The organism is Blastococcus atacamensis (assembly GCF_002938425.1).
GTDB lineage: Bacteria > Actinomycetota > Actinomycetes > Mycobacteriales > Geodermatophilaceae > Blastococcus > Blastococcus atacamensis.
Map to the genome: position 1 here is coordinate 36,806 of NZ_POQU01000009.1, position 15,006 is coordinate 51,811.

The 15,006-nt window shown below is 72.6% G+C and carries 13 protein-coding genes; 9 read left to right on the plus strand and 4 right to left on the minus strand.

Going from position 1 to position 15,006, the window contains the following annotated elements; all coding sequences use genetic code 11:
* The first annotated feature begins 10 nt into the window (after window positions 1-10).
* The 4 genes from C5508_RS04220 (at window position 11) to C5508_RS04235 (ending at window position 4,419) form a co-directional block, all read left to right on the plus strand.
* Window positions 11-586 (plus strand): carboxymuconolactone decarboxylase family protein, encoded by a 576-nt coding sequence (locus tag C5508_RS04220; RefSeq protein WP_104523707.1) that lies wholly within the window; start codon window positions 11-13, stop codon window positions 584-586.
* 138 nt (window positions 587-724) lie between these two features.
* On the plus strand, window positions 725-1,699 hold the full coding sequence (locus C5508_RS04225) for an NAD(P)-dependent oxidoreductase (RefSeq protein ID WP_269801756.1): 975 nt from the start codon (window positions 725-727) through the stop codon (window positions 1,697-1,699).
* A gap of 4 nt (window positions 1,700-1,703) precedes the next feature.
* Complete coding sequence (locus C5508_RS04230) at window positions 1,704-2,942, plus strand: M24 family metallopeptidase (RefSeq protein WP_104523709.1); 1,239 nt, start codon at window positions 1,704-1,706, stop codon at window positions 2,940-2,942.
* A 13-nt stretch (window positions 2,943-2,955) separates the two neighbouring features.
* Complete coding sequence (locus C5508_RS04235; RefSeq protein WP_104523710.1) at window positions 2,956-4,419, plus strand: NAD-dependent succinate-semialdehyde dehydrogenase; 1,464 nt, start codon at window positions 2,956-2,958, stop codon at window positions 4,417-4,419.
* 69 nt (window positions 4,420-4,488) lie between these two features.
* Here C5508_RS04235 and C5508_RS04240 read toward each other — a convergent pair whose 3' ends face one another.
* Window positions 4,489-4,995 carry a VOC family protein gene (locus tag C5508_RS04240; RefSeq protein WP_104523711.1) on the minus strand — a complete coding sequence of 169 codons (507 nt, stop codon included), beginning with the start codon at window positions 4,993-4,995 and terminating at the stop codon, window positions 4,489-4,491.
* 145 nt (window positions 4,996-5,140) lie between these two features.
* On the opposite strand from C5508_RS04240, the gene C5508_RS04245 reads away from it, so the two are divergent.
* The 5 genes from C5508_RS04245 to C5508_RS04265 all read left to right on the plus strand — a co-directional run bounded on the left by C5508_RS04245 (window position 5,141) and on the right by C5508_RS04265 (window position 13,194).
* On the plus strand, window positions 5,141-7,321 hold the full coding sequence (locus tag C5508_RS04245; protein WP_104523712.1) for an alpha-ketoacid dehydrogenase subunit alpha/beta: 2,181 nt from the start codon (window positions 5,141-5,143) through the stop codon (window positions 7,319-7,321).
* A gap of 2 nt (window positions 7,322-7,323) precedes the next feature.
* The gene (locus tag C5508_RS04250; RefSeq protein WP_104523713.1) at window positions 7,324-8,676 is read left to right on the plus strand and encodes a dihydrolipoamide acetyltransferase family protein; all 1,353 of its coding nucleotides are present in this window, start codon (window positions 7,324-7,326) and stop codon (window positions 8,674-8,676) included.
* Window positions 8,676-9,176, plus strand: a complete 501-nt coding sequence (locus C5508_RS04255) for a (2Fe-2S)-binding protein (protein ID WP_104523714.1) — start codon at window positions 8,676-8,678, stop codon at window positions 9,174-9,176. The genes C5508_RS04250 and C5508_RS04255 overlap by 1 nt, the downstream gene beginning before the upstream one ends.
* Window positions 9,173-11,320, plus strand: coding sequence for a xanthine dehydrogenase family protein molybdopterin-binding subunit (locus C5508_RS04260; protein ID WP_198597855.1), 2,148 nt, complete (start codon window positions 9,173-9,175; stop codon window positions 11,318-11,320). The genes C5508_RS04255 and C5508_RS04260 overlap by 4 nt, the downstream gene beginning before the upstream one ends.
* Before the next feature lie 119 nt (window positions 11,321-11,439).
* Window positions 11,440-13,194 (plus strand): SpoIIE family protein phosphatase, encoded by a 1,755-nt coding sequence (locus C5508_RS04265; protein WP_104523715.1) that lies wholly within the window; start codon window positions 11,440-11,442, stop codon window positions 13,192-13,194.
* Between the two features lie 67 nt (window positions 13,195-13,261).
* On the opposite strand, the gene C5508_RS04270 is transcribed toward C5508_RS04265, so the two are convergent.
* The 3 genes from C5508_RS04270 to C5508_RS04280 all read right to left on the minus strand — a co-directional run bounded on the left by C5508_RS04270 (window position 13,262) and on the right by C5508_RS04280 (window position 14,991).
* Complete coding sequence (locus C5508_RS04270) at window positions 13,262-13,555, minus strand: DUF1416 domain-containing protein (protein ID WP_104523716.1); 294 nt, start codon at window positions 13,553-13,555, stop codon at window positions 13,262-13,264.
* A gap of 6 nt (window positions 13,556-13,561) precedes the next feature.
* The gene (locus C5508_RS04275; protein ID WP_104523717.1) at window positions 13,562-14,389 is read right to left on the minus strand and encodes a sulfurtransferase; all 828 of its coding nucleotides are present in this window, start codon (window positions 14,387-14,389) and stop codon (window positions 13,562-13,564) included.
* Between the two features lie 230 nt (window positions 14,390-14,619).
* Window positions 14,620-14,991, minus strand: a complete 372-nt coding sequence (locus C5508_RS04280) for a thioredoxin family protein (protein ID WP_104523718.1) — start codon at window positions 14,989-14,991, stop codon at window positions 14,620-14,622.
* Between the last annotated feature and the right edge of the window lie 15 nt (window positions 14,992-15,006).

A 15,006-nucleotide genomic window follows, 5' to 3' on the forward strand; every position in this document is an offset into this window, starting at 1 on the left:
AGGCACGACGATGGCACGGATCAGCTATGTGGACGTGGACGCCCTCGACGACCCGGAACTGGCCGGGTACCTCGAGGACTCGCGGCGTTTCGGCACCCCCCGGCCGGAGAGCCAGAGCATCCGGGCCCACGTGCCCGAGGTCCTCCGGTCGTTCTCCCGCACGTGGGACGGGGTCTTCCGCAACGGCGTCACCGACCACCGCATCAAGGAGCTGTGCCGGGTCTTCGTGGCCCGCACGCTGGACTGCGGGTACTGCGCGGGCCAGCGGTCGCACGTGGCCGCGGCCGACGGGCTCACCGAGCGCGGGTACGACGACCTCATCGAGTTCCGCACCTCCGACCAGTACACGGACAAGGAGAAGGCGGCGCTGGCCTACGCCGAGGCCATCGCCTGGGATCCCGCCATGGCCGACGACGGTCTCTGGGATCGGCTTCACCAGCACTTCTCCGAGCCGGAGATCGTGGAGCTGGGCTACTTCATCGGCGTGACGATGGGGCAGCAGCGCTGGCTCAAGACCATGCAGGTCAAGCACGGCGAGGTGCCGACCGGCACGACGGCCGGGCTGGCTCCGGGCCTCGTCGGCTGAGCGCACGGGCCGCCCAGGGCACTCACCCCGGGCGGCCCGCAGCGGGCTCGTCCGGATGCGGGTCGCCGAGGGGACGACGCCCCTCGACCGAGCCGCGAGACCTTGACATCGCCTTCGCCGCAGTTATCGTACAAACGATTGCAGTCCACCACCGGATGGGGTTCCTCGATGACACGCACAGACCTTCCCGAGCTCACCGTCGGGTGGATCGGAACCGGCCACATGGGTGCCGCACTGGCCGCCCGCATCGGCCGGGCGGGCATGGACCTCACCGTGTGGAACCGGACGCGGAGCAAGGCCGAGCCGCTGATCGACGCCGGCGCCAAGGTCGCCGACGAGCCGGTCGAGCTCGCCGACCGCGACGTCGTCTTCACGATGGTCACGACCTCGGCGGACCTCGAGCAGGTCGTCGGCCGGCTGCTGAGCGACCCGGCCAAGGCGCCGCGCATCCTCGTCGACTGCTCGACGGTCTCCACCGAGGCCTCGGAGCGGGTGCGGGCCGTGGCCGAGGAGCGGGGCATCGCCTTCCTCGCCTCGCCGGTGAGCGGCAACGGCAAGGTGGTCTCCGCCGGGAAGCTGAGCCTGGTCAGCAGCGGCCCGCGCGAGGCCTACGACCAGGTGGAGCCGATCCTCAGCCTGCTCGGCCGTCACGTGACCTACGTGGGCGAGGGCGAGAAGGCCCGGCTGGTGAAGATCTGCCACAACATCATGCTGGGCGTGGTCGCCCAGAACATGGCCGAGATCGTCGTGCTGGCGGAGAAGGGCGGAGTGCCCCGGGCCGCCATGCTCGACTTCCTGAACAACAGCGTGATGGGCTCGATGTTCACGCAGTACAAGTCGCCGGCCTACGTGAACCTGGACTTCACGCCCACGTTCACGCCGGTGCTGCTGCGCAAGGACCTCGACCTCGGCCTGCGGGCGGGCGACGAGCTCGGCGTCCCGATGCCGGTCACCTCCGCCGCCCGCGAGACGGTCCAGGCGGCGATCGCCCAGGGGCACGTCACCGAGGACTTCGCCGTCCTGCTCCAGCTGCAGGCCCGCAACTCGGGCCTCGAGCTGGTCTCCGAGGACGTCGAGGTCGATGACGGCCTCGCCCCGCTCGAGGAGGGCTGAGCGCATGGCCGCACCGCTGGCCGCCCCCGGACACATGGGCGTCGACTACGAGACGCGGGTCGACTTCGCCCGCCTGCGCGACTACCGGCTCGGGCGGGCCAAGCAGTCCCTGGACGCCAGCGAGTGCGGCGCCTTCCTGCTGTTCGACTTCTACAACATCCGCTACACGACCAGCACCTGGATCGGCGGCGCGCTCGGCGACAAGATGATCCGCTACGCCTTGCTGGCCCGCGGCAAGGACCCGGTGCTGTGGGACTTCGGCTCGGCGGTCAAGCACCACAAGCTGCACTCCCAGTGGGTCCCGACCGAGAACTACCGCGCCGGCTTCCTGGGTTTCCGCGGAGCCGTGGCGCCCTCGGTCGGTCTCATGGCCGAGGCGGTGACGGAGATCAAGTCGATGCTCGTCGAGGCCGGCGTGGCCGACCTGCCCGTCGGCGTCGACATCGTGGAACCGGCATTCCTCTTCGAGATGCAGCGGCAGGGTCTGACGGTCGTCGACTGCCAGCAGCTCATGCTCGACGCCCGGGTGATCAAGTCGCAGGACGAGATCGTCCTGCTCAACCAGGCGGCGGCCATGGTCGACGGCGTCTACCAGGACATCGTCGAGATGCTGAAGCCCGGCATCCGCGAGAACCAGATCGTCGCGCACGCCAACAAGCGCCTGTACGAGATGGGCTCCGACCAGGTCGAGGCGGTCAACGCCATCTCCGGTGAGCGGTGCAATCCGCACCCGCACAACTTCACCGACCGCCTCATCCGGCCCGGCGACCAGGCGTTCTTCGACATCATCCACTCGTTCAACGGGTACCGGACCTGCTACTACCGCACGTTCGCCGTGGGCAGCTCCACCCCCGCGCAGCGGGACGCCTACACGAAGGCCCGCGAGTGGATGGACCGCGGGCTGGCCGGCATCAAGGCCGGTGTGGGCACCGACGAGGTCGCGGCACTGCTGCCGAAGGCCGAGGAGTTCGGGTTCGGCAGCGAGATGGAGGCCTTCGGGCTGCAGTTCGCCCACGGCCTGGGCCTCGGTCTGCACGAGCGACCGATCATCTCGCGGCTCAACAGCATGAAGGAGCCGGTGGAGCTGCAGGTCGGCATGGTCTTCGCGCTGGAGACCTACTGCCCCGCCAGCGACGGCTTCTCCGCGGCGCGGATCGAGGAGGAGGTCGTCGTCACCGCCGACGGCCCCCGCATCCTCACGCTGTTCCCCGCCCAGGACCTCGTCGTCACCAACCCCTACTGAGAGGGATCTCCGCATGACCGCGCTGGACGACCGCCCCTGGATGTCCACCATCCCCACCGACCTCTACATCGGGGGGAACTGGCGGCAGGCCGGCCGGCCCGACCCGATCCCGGTCCTCGACCCGGCCACCGAGCAGGTGCTCGTGACGGTCGCGGACGCCTCCCCCGAGGACGGCATCGCGGCCGTGGACGCCGCCGCCGCGGCGCTGCCCGGTTGGGCCGCCGCCTCACCGCGCCACCGCAGCGACGTCCTCATGCGGGCCTTCGCCCTGATGACGGAGCGACGCGAACAGCTGGCCGAGCTGATCGTGCTGGAGAACGGCAAGGCCCTGGCCGACGCGCGGGGCGAGGTGGCCTACGCCGCCGAGTTCTTCCGCTGGTACGCGGAGGAGGCGGTCCGGGCCGCCGGCACCGTGCAGACCGCACCGGCCGGCACCAACAACATCCTGGTGCTGCGCCAGCCGATCGGCGTCGCCGTCCTGGTCACCCCGTGGAACTTCCCGGCGGCCATGGCCACGCGCAAGATCGGGCCCGCGCTGGCCGCGGGCTGCACGGTGGTGCTGAAGCCGGCCACGGAGACGCCACTGACCGCCTTCGCCATCGTCGCCCTCCTCGAGGAGGCCGGCGTGCCGCCGGGCGTCGTCAACTGCGTCACCACCCGGAGCGCCGGCAGCGTGGTGAAGGCCATGGTCGACGACCCGCGGGTGCGCAAGCTGTCCTTCACCGGGTCCACGGAGGTGGGCCGCCGCCTGCTGGCCACGGCAGCGGAGACCGTCGTGAGCTGCAGCATGGAGCTGGGCGGCAACGCGCCCTTCCTGGTGCTCGCCGACGCCGACCTCGACACCGCGGTGGCGGGGGCGATGCTCGCCAAGATGCGCAACGGCGGCTCGGCCTGCACGGCCGCCAACCGGTTCTACGTGCACGCCAGCATCGAGCGGGAGTTCGCCTCGCGGCTGTCGGTGGCGATGAGCCGGCTCCGGGTGGGCAACGGGCTGGACGCCGGCGTGGATGTCGGCCCCCTGGTCAACGCCCCCACCCGCGACAAGGTGGCCGAACTCGTCACCGGCGCACTCGACGGTGGCGCAGCGGTGCTGTCCGGCGGGTCCGCCCCCGATCGCCCGGGCTTCTTCTACACGCCCACCGTCCTCGGGGAGGTGCCGGCCGACGCCTCGATCCTGCGGGAGGAGATCTTCGGCCCGGTGGCCCCGGTGGTCCCGTTCGACACCGTCGACGAGGCGATCGCCCTCGCCAACGACACCGAGTACGGCCTGGTCTCCTACGTCTACACCGGCGACCTCGCGCAGGGCCTCGCCGTCAGCGAGCGCCTGGACTCCGGCATGGTCGGGCTCAACCGCGGCGTCGTGTCGGACCCGGCCGCGCCGTTCGGCGGGACCAAGCAGAGCGGTGTGGGGCGCGAGGGCGGGCACGAGGGCATGCTCGAGTACCTGGAGAGCAAGTACATCGCCGTCGGCTGGTAGCCGGGCCACCCTTCCCCCCACGCCTCGCAAGCTCGGCACGGGCCCCTGAAGGGTGGCCTCTCGGTTCCGTCACCCGGCGAAACGCTCCGGGTGACGGAACCATGCTTTCCCGTCGGGGTAGCTGACCAGTTCGAACTGCATCCCCCACGGCGCGAGGAAGTAGACCCAGCGCTGCCCCTCGTGGGCTCCCGAGCTCGCCGTCGGCTCCCCCAGCACGCGGACGCCGCGGCTCCGCAGGTAGGCCACCGCGGCATCCAGGTCGTCGACGTAGAGGGCGACGTGGTGCCCGCCCACGTCGCTGTTGCGCGGCGGGACCGAGGTCTGGTCGGGCGCCTCGTAGTGGAACACCTCGAAGATCGCCTGACCGCCGCACCGGAAGAACGAGTTCCGCCGCATGACCGCCCGCGGGTGCACGGCGAGGTGCTCGGCCATCCAGTCGCTGTCCTCGTGCACGAACGGACCGAGCGAGTAGAGGTACTCGCACCCGAGCACGTCGACGAGGAACTCCGTGGCCTCGTCGAGATCGGGGACGGTGAAACCGATGTGGTCCACACCGGTCAGACCGGGGAGCGCCATGCGTCCTCCTGGCTCGTCGCAGACGACTGGGAACCCCACCCTGGCACACCACCGGACACCGCGGCGAGAATTTATGCAATCGGTTGTATTCGTCCCTCCGGCGTGCCACGCTGTCCGGGTCCGACCGACTGCCGATGGGATCGACATGCCTGAGCGCAAGCTGCTGGAGCCGGCGGTGGACTGGGTCGAGCTGGTGACGACCGAGGCCGACTGGGACGCCGCCGAGCCGCACCTGCTGACCAGCATGCTGAGCCAGCTCGTGCTGATCCGGACGTTCGAGGAGCTCGTCCTCGAGCTCGCGGGCGCGGGGCTCATCCACGGGCCGGCGCACTCCAGCATCGGGCAGGAGGGCGGGGCGGTCGGCTCGATCATCGGGCTGACGAGCCAGGACACGGTCAACGGCTCCCACCGCGGCCACCACCAGTTCCTCGCCAAGGTGCTGACCCACATCCACCCGGAGGGCATCGACCCGACCAAGCCGTGGTCGGAGGAGGTGCGGGCCGTCCTGCTGCGCAGCCTGGCCGAGATCTGCGGCCTGGACCGCGGCTTCAGCCACGGCCGCGGCGGCAGCATGCACCTGCAGTGGAAGGAGGCCGGGGCGATCGGCACCAACGCGATCGTCGGTGGCGGCGTGCCCCTGGCCGCCGGGTCGGCCTGGGCGCACCGCCAGGCCGGCACCGACGCGGTCGCGATCACGTACTTCGGCGACGGCGCCATCAACATCGGCTCGACGCTGGAGTCGTTCAACCTCGCCGCCGCGTGGAAGCTGCCGGTCTGCTTCTTCGTCGAGAACAACGGCTACGCAGTGTCGACCAGCGTCCACGAGGCCACCGGCGAGGCGCGCCTGTCGGCCCGGGGGCCGGGCTTCGGCATCGCGAGCTGGAAGGTCGACGGGATGGACCCGCTCGCGGTCCACCTCACCATGCAGCAGGCCCTCGCCCACATGCGCGCCGGGCACGGCCCGGCCCTCGTCGAGGCCGACGTCTACCGGTACTTCCACCAGAACGGCGCCTTCCCCGGCAGCGCGTTCCGCTACCGGACCCGCGAGGAGGAGGCCGACTGGCGCCGGCGGGACCCGATCGACCAGGTCCGGGTCAACCTGGTCCGCCGGGGCATCCTGACCGACGAGGACGTCGACGCCGCGATCGCCGCCGCCAAGGCGCTGTGCGCCGAGGTGAGCGAGGTCCTGCTGGAGCCCCGCCCCGGCGGGAAGCCCGGGGAGCGGCAGATCCGGCAGGCCGAGTGGCCCGACCCCGCCTTCGTGAACGTCGGTGTCCGGGGCGACCTCTCCGAGTTCGCCGACGCACCCCTGGCCGACCGCGAGGACTTTGCCGGCCGCATGCAGGAGACCAAGTTCATCGACGCCGTCGCCGGCGTCATGGGTCGCCGGATGGAGACCGACGACCGCGTCGTCGTCATGGGCGAGGACGTGCACCGTCTCAACGGCGGGACCAACGGCGCGACCCGCGGGCTCAAGGACGCCTTCCCCGACCGGATCCTCGGCACCCCCATCAGCGAGAACGCCTTCACCGGCCTGGGCGGCGGGATCGCGCTGGACGGACGGTTCCGCCCCGTCGTCGAGTTCATGTACGCCGACTTCATGTGGGTGGCGGCCGACCAGCTGTTCAACCAGATCGGCAAGGCCCGGCACATGTTCGGCGGCGACGACGACGTCCCGTTCGTCCTGCGCAGCAAGGTGGCGATGGGCACCGGGTACGGCTCCCAGCACTCCATGGACCCCGCCGGCATCTTCGCGACGTCGCCCGGCTGGCGGATCGTCGCCCCGTCCACGCCCTTCGACTACGTCGGCCTGATGAACAGCGCCCTGCGCTGCAAGGACCCGGTGGTCGTCCTCGAGCACGTCGACCTCTACACCTCGGTCGGCGAGGGCGCCGTGGACGACCTCGACTACTGCATCCCGGTGGGGAGGGCCGCCGTCCGGCGCGCGGGCAGCCAGATCACCGTCATCTCGTACCTGGCGATGACCAACTACGTGCTGCAGGCGGTCGACGAGGTGGGCACCGTCGACGCCGAGGTCATCGACCTGCGCTGGCTGGACCGCGCCAGCCTGGACTGGGAGACCATCGGCGAGAGCATCAAGAAGACCGGCAACGTGCTCATCGCCGAGCAGGGTGCCGTGGGCACCTCCTACGGCGGCTGGCTGGCCGACGAGATCCAGCGGCGGTTCTTCGACTGGCTCGACTCGCCGGTCCAGCGGGTGACCGGTGGAGAGGCCTCCCCCAGCATCAGCAAGGTGCTGGAGCGGGCCGCGATCGCCCAGGCCGACGAGGTCGCCGCCGCCCTCCGCGACGTCCTGGGAGCCTGACGATGCCCGAACTCCTGCGCATGCCCGAGATCGCCGCCGCCACGACCTCCGCGGTCCTGGCCGGGTGGCCGGTCGCCGAGAACACCCCGTTTTCGGCGAAGGACGTCATCGCCACGGTGGAGACCGACAAGGCCGTCGTCGACGTCGAAGCGGAGGTCGACGGCGTCATCCTGCGGAGGCTCGTCGCCGAGGGCACCGAGGTCGCCGTCGGCAGCGCGATCGCCGTGCTCGCGCAGCACGGCGAGGAGATCGGCGATCTCGACGCCGTCCTCGTGGCGCTCGGTGTCCAGGAGGCCTCGGGGAACGGGGCGGCCCCGGACGGCGGAGCCGTCCCCACCCCGGCGACCGAGCCGGGTCCGCCGCCGGTCGTCGACGGTGCCGGCAACGGCAGCCCCCGGCGGTTCGCCAGCCCGCTCGCCCGCCGGCTGGCCGCCCAGGCCGGGTTGTCGATCCACGACCTGACCGGCACCGGCCCCGGCGGACGCATCGTGCGCCGGGACGTCGAGACCGCCCTCGCCCAGCGCGTCGCGCTGGAGGAGGCCGCGCCGCACGACGCCTCCCCCGCGCTCGCCGCACCACCCGCACCCGCACCCGCACCCGCAGCCGCAGCCGCTCCGGCACCCGCACCGGCCAGCAGGCCCGTACCGGCCCCGGCGCCAGCGGGGAACGCCCCGGCCGGCGCCGTCGACCAGCCGCTGAGCCGCATGCGGCGGGCCATCGCCGCCCGGCTCACCGAGAGCAAGACGACGACGCCGCACTTCTACCTGCGGGGCTCGGCGCGCGTCGACGAACTGCTCCGGATGCGCGCTCAGCTCAACGAGGGCGGGGACGTCCGCATCTCGGTGAACGACCTGGTCGTGAAGGCCGTCGCCCGGGCACACGCCCTGGTGCCCGCCATGAACGTCGCCTGGGCCGGGGACGCGATCCGCTCGTTCGACGGCGCGGACGTCGCCGTCGCCGTGGCGACCGACAACGGCCTGGTCACCCCGGTGCTCCGGGGGGTCGACAGCATGTCGGTCAGCGCGGTCGCCCGGGCTACGCAGGACGCGGTCGCCCGTGCGCGCGCCGGCCGCCTCCAGCAGACCGAGCTGGAGGGCGGGAGCATCAGCGTGACCAACCTCGGGATGTACGGCACCGAGGAGTTCGCCGCCATCATCAACCCGCCGCAGGCCGCGATCCTGGCCGTGGGCGCCGCTCGTCAGGAGCCGGTGGTCACCGACGGGCAGCTCGCCGTCGCCACGGTGCTGCGGGTGACGCTGTCGGTCGACCACCGCCCCGTGGACGGCGCGACGGCTGCCGAGTGGATGCGGGCGTTCGTCGGCCTCCTCGAGTCGCCCGTGCGGATCCTCGCCTGATGAGCGCCGCCCCGGCAGCCGAACCGGTCCGGCTGCACGTGAACGGGGTCGAGCACGACGTCGTGTGCGACCCCGACACCCCGCTGCTCTACGCGCTCCGCAACGACCTGGGCCTCGTGGGCGCGAAGTTCGGCTGCGGGCTGGGGCTCTGCGGCGCGTGCAACGTCCTGGTCGACGGGCACCCCACGCATTCCTGCGACACCCCTGTCTGGGCGGTGGCCGGCAAGCGGATCACCACGGTCGAGGGGCTCGGCCAGGACGGCCGTCCGCACCGGCTGCAGGAGACCTTCGTCGAGGCGCAGGCCCTCCAGTGCGGGTACTGCACCTCGGGCATGATCGTGACCGCCGCCGCCCTGCTGGAGCGCGAGCCCGAGGTCGACGAGGCGGGGGTCCGCCGCGCGCTGGACGGCAACCTCTGCCGCTGCGGAGCCCACAACCGGATCGTCCGCGCGGTCCTGTGCGCCCGGCCCTGCGCCGGACGAGCGACGGGGACGACGTGACCGCGCCGGGCAACCCCAGCCTGGGGAACAACCCCCGGCTGGACCGCTGGGTGAGCATGTGCGCCGACGGCCGGGTCCTGGTCCGCTCGGGCAAGGTGGAGCTCGGGCAGGGGGTCCTGACCGTCCTTGCGCAGATCGCCGCGGACGAGCTGGAGGTCGATCCCGCCCGGGTCGTCATGGTGCCCGCCTTGACCGACGCCAGCCCCGACGAGTCCTACACCGCGGGCAGCCTCTCGGTGCAGCACTCCGGTGGGGCGTTGCGCCAGGTGTGCGCCCGGGTGCGCACGCTGTTCCTGGACGCGGTGGCCGCCCGGTGGGACGTCCCCGCCGACGACCTCCGGATCGACGACGGCACGATCTGCGCCCCCGACGGACGCCGCAGCAGCTACTGGGAACTGAGCGGCGAGGTGGCGCTGGACCAGGACGCCGCCGGTGCCGGCGCCCGCCCGGCCGGCGTCCGCCGCTCGGTCGGCCGCTCCCTGCCCCGCCTGGACGTCCCCGACAAGGTCGCCGGACGGCGCCGGTTCCTGCACGATCTGCGACCGCCCGGCCTGCTGTTCGGCCGTGTCGTGCGCCCGCCCTCGCGGGGAGCGCGGTTGCTGACGGTCGACGACGCTCGCGCCCGCGCCGTTCCCGGCGTGGTCGCCGTCGTGCGCGACGGTTCCTTCCTCGGAGTCCTCGCCGAGCGGGAGGAGAGCGCGCTGCGAGGCCTGGAGGCGCTGCGCGCCGGCTGCACGTGGGACCAGCCCGGGACGCTCCCGGACGAGCTCGATCTGGCGGCCTTCCTGGTCGGCGCCCCGGCACAGACCGTGGTCCTGCACGAGGACGGGCCGGACGGGGACGGACCGGACGGGGACGAGCCCCCGGCCGCCGATGTGCGGACCATCCGGGCCCGCTTCACGCGTCCCTTCCTCGCCCATGCCTCGATCGCGCCGTCCGCCGGGATCGCCCAGTGGGACGACGGCCGGCTCCGGGTCTGGACGCACTCCCAGGGCGTCTACAACCTGCGCACGGAGATCGTCCGCTCGCTCGGGCTGCCCCCCGAGGACGTCGTCGTCCAGCACGTCGAGGGCGCCGGCTGCTACGGGCACAACGCCGCCGACGACGCCGCCTACGACGCGGTGCTGCTGGCACGCACCGTGCCGGGCCGGCCCGTGCAGGTCGTGTGGACCCGCGCCGACGAGCTCAGCTGGGGACCGCTCGGCCCGGCGATGGTCGTCGAGGTCGAGGCCGACGTCGACGCGTCCGGTCAGGTCCGGCGCTGGCGGCACGACGTCTGGAGCAACGGGCACTCCGCGCGTCCCGGCGGGCCGTCGGCCTCCCCGCCGCTCGCCGCCATGCACGTCGCAGACCCGGCCGCGCCGGTCCCCTCGACCGACCCACCGCTGAAGAACGGGGGCGGATCGGGCCGCAACGCGGTGCCGGGCTACGCCTTCCCCCGGCAGCGCGTGCGCAGCCACGTCCTCACGACGATGCCGCTGCGGACCTCGGCGCTGCGCGCCCTGGGCGCGCACCTCAACGTCTACGCCATCGAGTCGGTCGTGGACGAGCTGGCACTGGCCTGCGGCGCGGACCCCGTGGAGTACCGGCTGGGCCTGCTGACCGACCCCCGCGCCCGCGAGGTGCTCGTGGCGGCCGCCGAGCGGGCCGGCTGGAGCTCACCGCTGGAGGACCCGGCGGGCACCCGCGGCCGGGGGGTGGGTGTGGCCCGGTACAAGAACACCGGCGCCTACTGCGCCGTCGTGGCCGAGGTGGAGGCCGAGTCGAGCGTCCGCGTGGCGCGCCTGACCATCGCCACCGACGTCGGCCTGGTGGTCAATCCCGACGGGGTGGTCAACCAGATCGAGGGTGGCGCCCTGCAGGCGGTGAGCTGGACGACCAAGGAGCGGGTGCGGTTCGACACGCACCAGGTCACCAGCCAGGACTGGGAGCAGTACCCCATCCTCACCTTCAGCGAGGTGCCGCCGGTCGACGTCGTCCTGCTGGACCGTCCCGACCAGCCCTCGCTCGGTGCCGGTGAGACCTCCATCGGTCCCACGGCGGCCGCCATCGGCAACGCCCTGCGCGCGGCCATCGGCGTCCGCGTGGGGTCGCTGCCCCTGTCGGCGGAGAACGTGGTCGCGGCCATGGACGCCTCTTCCTGACCGCTTCCGACGGCCGACGGCGGGTGGGGTGCGACTGACCCGACACCCCCGCTGGTGGCGACGCGGCCCGATCTGGGAGAGGCTGTACGTCCGGACGAGACGGAGGAGCAGTCATCGAGATGGCCGAGGCCGGCGGGGCGGCGCCGACCACGGAGGACGAAGCGCTCCCCGGAACGCCGTCCTGGTACTCCGTGCTGCACGACTCCGCCTTCATGTTCGCCTCCGTGTGCGACCCGCAGGGCCGGCTGCTGACCAGCAACCTCCTGGCGGTCGAGGGGTGCGGGTTCGACCGGCACGACCAGCTGGGCCGCCTGTTCTGGGACACCGGCTGGTGGGCGGGCAGCGCCGAGGTGCAGCGCGAGGTCGAGCGAAGCTTCCGTGCCGTCGCCGCGGGCGGTGAGCCGGTGCGCACCACCACCCCGTACTTCCTCGCCGACGGCACGCGACGGGTCGCGGACTTCACCCTGCAACTGGTGCGGGAGGGCGAGAAGCCGCAGTACCTGCTGGCCACCGGCATGGACATCACCGACCGGCTGGAGACCGAGCGCACCGTGGCCGAGGCCCGGGCCGCCGGCGCCGAGGCCTCGACGCTGCGCCAGGTCGCGGCCAGCCGGGCCCGGGACCTCGAGTCGCTCCGGGAGACCGAGGCGAAGCTCTCCCGGGCGCTCGCGATCAGCGACCGCGTCCTGGCCAACGTCGCCGACGGCATCTACGGCCTGGACGCCGGCGGGCGGGTCGAGTTCGTCAACCCCGCGGCCGTGCGACTGACCGGCCACCCCGCCGAGGAGCAGCTGGGCAACGACCAGCACGCCCTCATCCACCACCACCGGACCGACGGCTCGCCCTACCCCCGGGAGGAGTGCCCGGTCTGGCGCGCGCTGCGCACGGGCCGGACCGTCGTCTCCGACGACGAGACGTTCTGGCGCCGGGACGGGTCGGCCATGCCGGTCGAGATGGTCGTGGTCCCGACCGTCGAGGACGGGGTGCAGACCGGTGTCGTCGTCTCCTTCCGCGACCTCACCGAGCGGCTCGCCGCCCAGCGGCAGGCCGCCGAGCTGGAGGCCCTCGCACTCCGGGCCGCCAGCGAGAGGGCCCTCTCCGACCGGCTGCAGCAGTCGCTGCTCACCCCGCCGCCGGAACCCGACCACCTGCAGATCGCCGTCCGCTACCGCCCGGCCGCGCACGAGGCGCAGGTGGGCGGCGACTGGTACGACGCCTTCCTCCAGCCCGACGGCGCGACGATGCTGGCGATCGGCGACGTGGTCGGGCACGACAGCAACGCCGCCGCGGCCATGGGTCAGCTCCGCGGCCTGCTCCGGGCGCTGGCCTACGCCTCCGACGCCGGACCGGCCGAGACGCTCACCCGGGTCGAGCACGCCGCCCAGGGCCTGGCGGTCACCACCCTGGCCACCGGTGTGCTCGCCCGCATCGAACGCCATCCCGACGAGCCGGTCAGCGGCACCCGGCTGCTGCGCTGGAGCAACGCCGGCCACCCGCCGCCGCTCCTGCTCGCCCCCGACGGCAGCGTCACCGAGCTGGTCAGCCCGCCGGAGCTGATGTTCGGCATCGACCCCGACGCGCGACGCACCGACCACCTCCTGGTGCTGCCCGACCACCACACCCTGCTGCTGTTCACCGACGGCCTGGTCGAGCGCCGCGACATCGACCTCGACGAGGGCACGGGTCGGCTGCGCGAGGCGCTGGCCGATCTGGGCAGCACCCCGCTGGAGGAGCTGCTGGACACGGTGCTGGCCCGGCTGGTGCCCGACGCCGGTGCGGACGACGTCGCCATCGTCGCCGTCCGCACCTTCCCCGAGGACCGGCCCCGGCCGGCCGAGGCCGGACCCAACCGGCTGCCCCCGGGCCTGGACTGAGGAGACGACAGCGGCCCGCCTCCCCCGGAGGGGAGGCGGGCCGCTGGAGTGGCTCTGCGGAGGGCCGTCAGGCGATGACGACGGTGGTCTCGTTGAGGCCGGTCTCGGCCTCGAGGACCCGCTCTCCCTTGCCGGCGGGGGCGAGCGCACGCAACTTCCACGCGCCCGGAGCCGCGAAGAAGCGGAACTCACCCTCGGGGCTGGTGACCACCTCGGCGGTGAACTCGTCGGTGCCGTCGAGCAGCCGGACGTAGGCACCGGCCACCGGTGCGCCGTCGTGCCACACCGAGCCCTGGATCACCGTCTGCGTGCTGAGGTCGATGCCCGCGAGGGAACCGCCCTGCTTCGGGGCGCCGCACATGTCAGCTCACTTCTCGATCGGGACGCCGACCAGCGAGCCGTACTCGACCCAGCTGCCGTCGTAGTTCTTGACGTTCTTCTTGCCCAGCAGCTCCTGGAGCACGAACCAGGTGTGGCTCGACCGCTCGCCGATGCGGCAGTAGGCGATGGTTTCCTTGCTGTCGTCGAAGCCCTGCTCGGCGTACAGCGCCGCCAGCTGCTCGTCGGACTTGAAGGTGCCGTCCTCGTTGGCCGCCTTGCTCCACGGGATGTTGATCGCCGTCGGCACGTGGCCGGGACGCTGCGACTGCTCCTGCGGCAGGTGCGCCGGGGCGAGGATCTTGCCGGAGAACTCGTCGGGCGAACGCACGTCGACGAGGTTCTTCGTGCCGATGGCGGCGACGACCTCGTCGCGGAAGGCGCGGATCGACAGGTCGGGCTCACCGGCGACGTACTGGGTGGCCGGGCGGTCGACGGCGTCCTTCGACAGGGGGCGCCCGTCGAGCTCCCACTTCTTGCGGCCGCCGTCCATGAGCTTCACGTCGCGGTGCCCGTAGATCTTGAAGTACCAGTAGGCGTAGGCGGCGAACCAGTTGTTGTTGCCGCCGTAGAGCACGACGGTGTCGTCGTTGGCGATGCCCCGGCTCGACAGCAGCGCCTCGAAGGCGGTCTTGTCGAGGTAGTCGCGGCGCAGCGGGTCCTGGAGGTCCTTCTTCCAGTCCAGCTTGACGGCGCCCTCGATGTGGCCGCCGTCGTAGGCGGTGGTGTCCTCGTCGACCTCGACGAAGACGATGCCGGGCTGGCCCAGGTGCTCCTGGACCCAGTCGACGGTGACGAGCACGTCGGTGCGGCTCATGGGTGTGTTCCTCCGGATGTCGGTGTGCGGTCGGTTCGGCGGTGCGAGAGGGACGCGGATCGCACGAGCGCGGGACTCACGGGAGAAAGGGGCATCCCGGCGGCGCGGAGAGCGCGTCCGGACGGCGCTGTGCCGCCCTCAGAGGGCCGGACACAGGCAGCTGCCGACGCGGCACAGGTCGACTGTGCGGCGCGAGGTCAGCAGAAAGCCCACGGCGCGAGGGTAACCGATCACGACACGCCGCCGATCCGGCCCCCGACGTGAGCGTCCACGAAGGCGGACAGCTCGCCGGGATGCGGGGCACCGGCGCTGCGCCGGACCACCGCCCCTGACCGGTCCAGGAACAAGAGCGTGGGGGTGACGCGGACGTCGAGGTCGCGCACCTCCTGCAGATGGCTCTCCGCGTCCACCTGGACGACGGCCAGCCCCGGCCGGGTCGCCCGCAGCTGCGCGAGCCGGGCCTTCGTGACGCGGCACGGCCCGCAGAACGCGCTGGAGAACTGGACGACCGTGAGGTCGGCATCGGCCGGGCGCACACCCAGCCGACCGAGCACCGCGGCGGCCGGAACGCCGTCCTCGCGCGGCGCCGTGGTCCCTGTCACGCCTGGCACAACCGG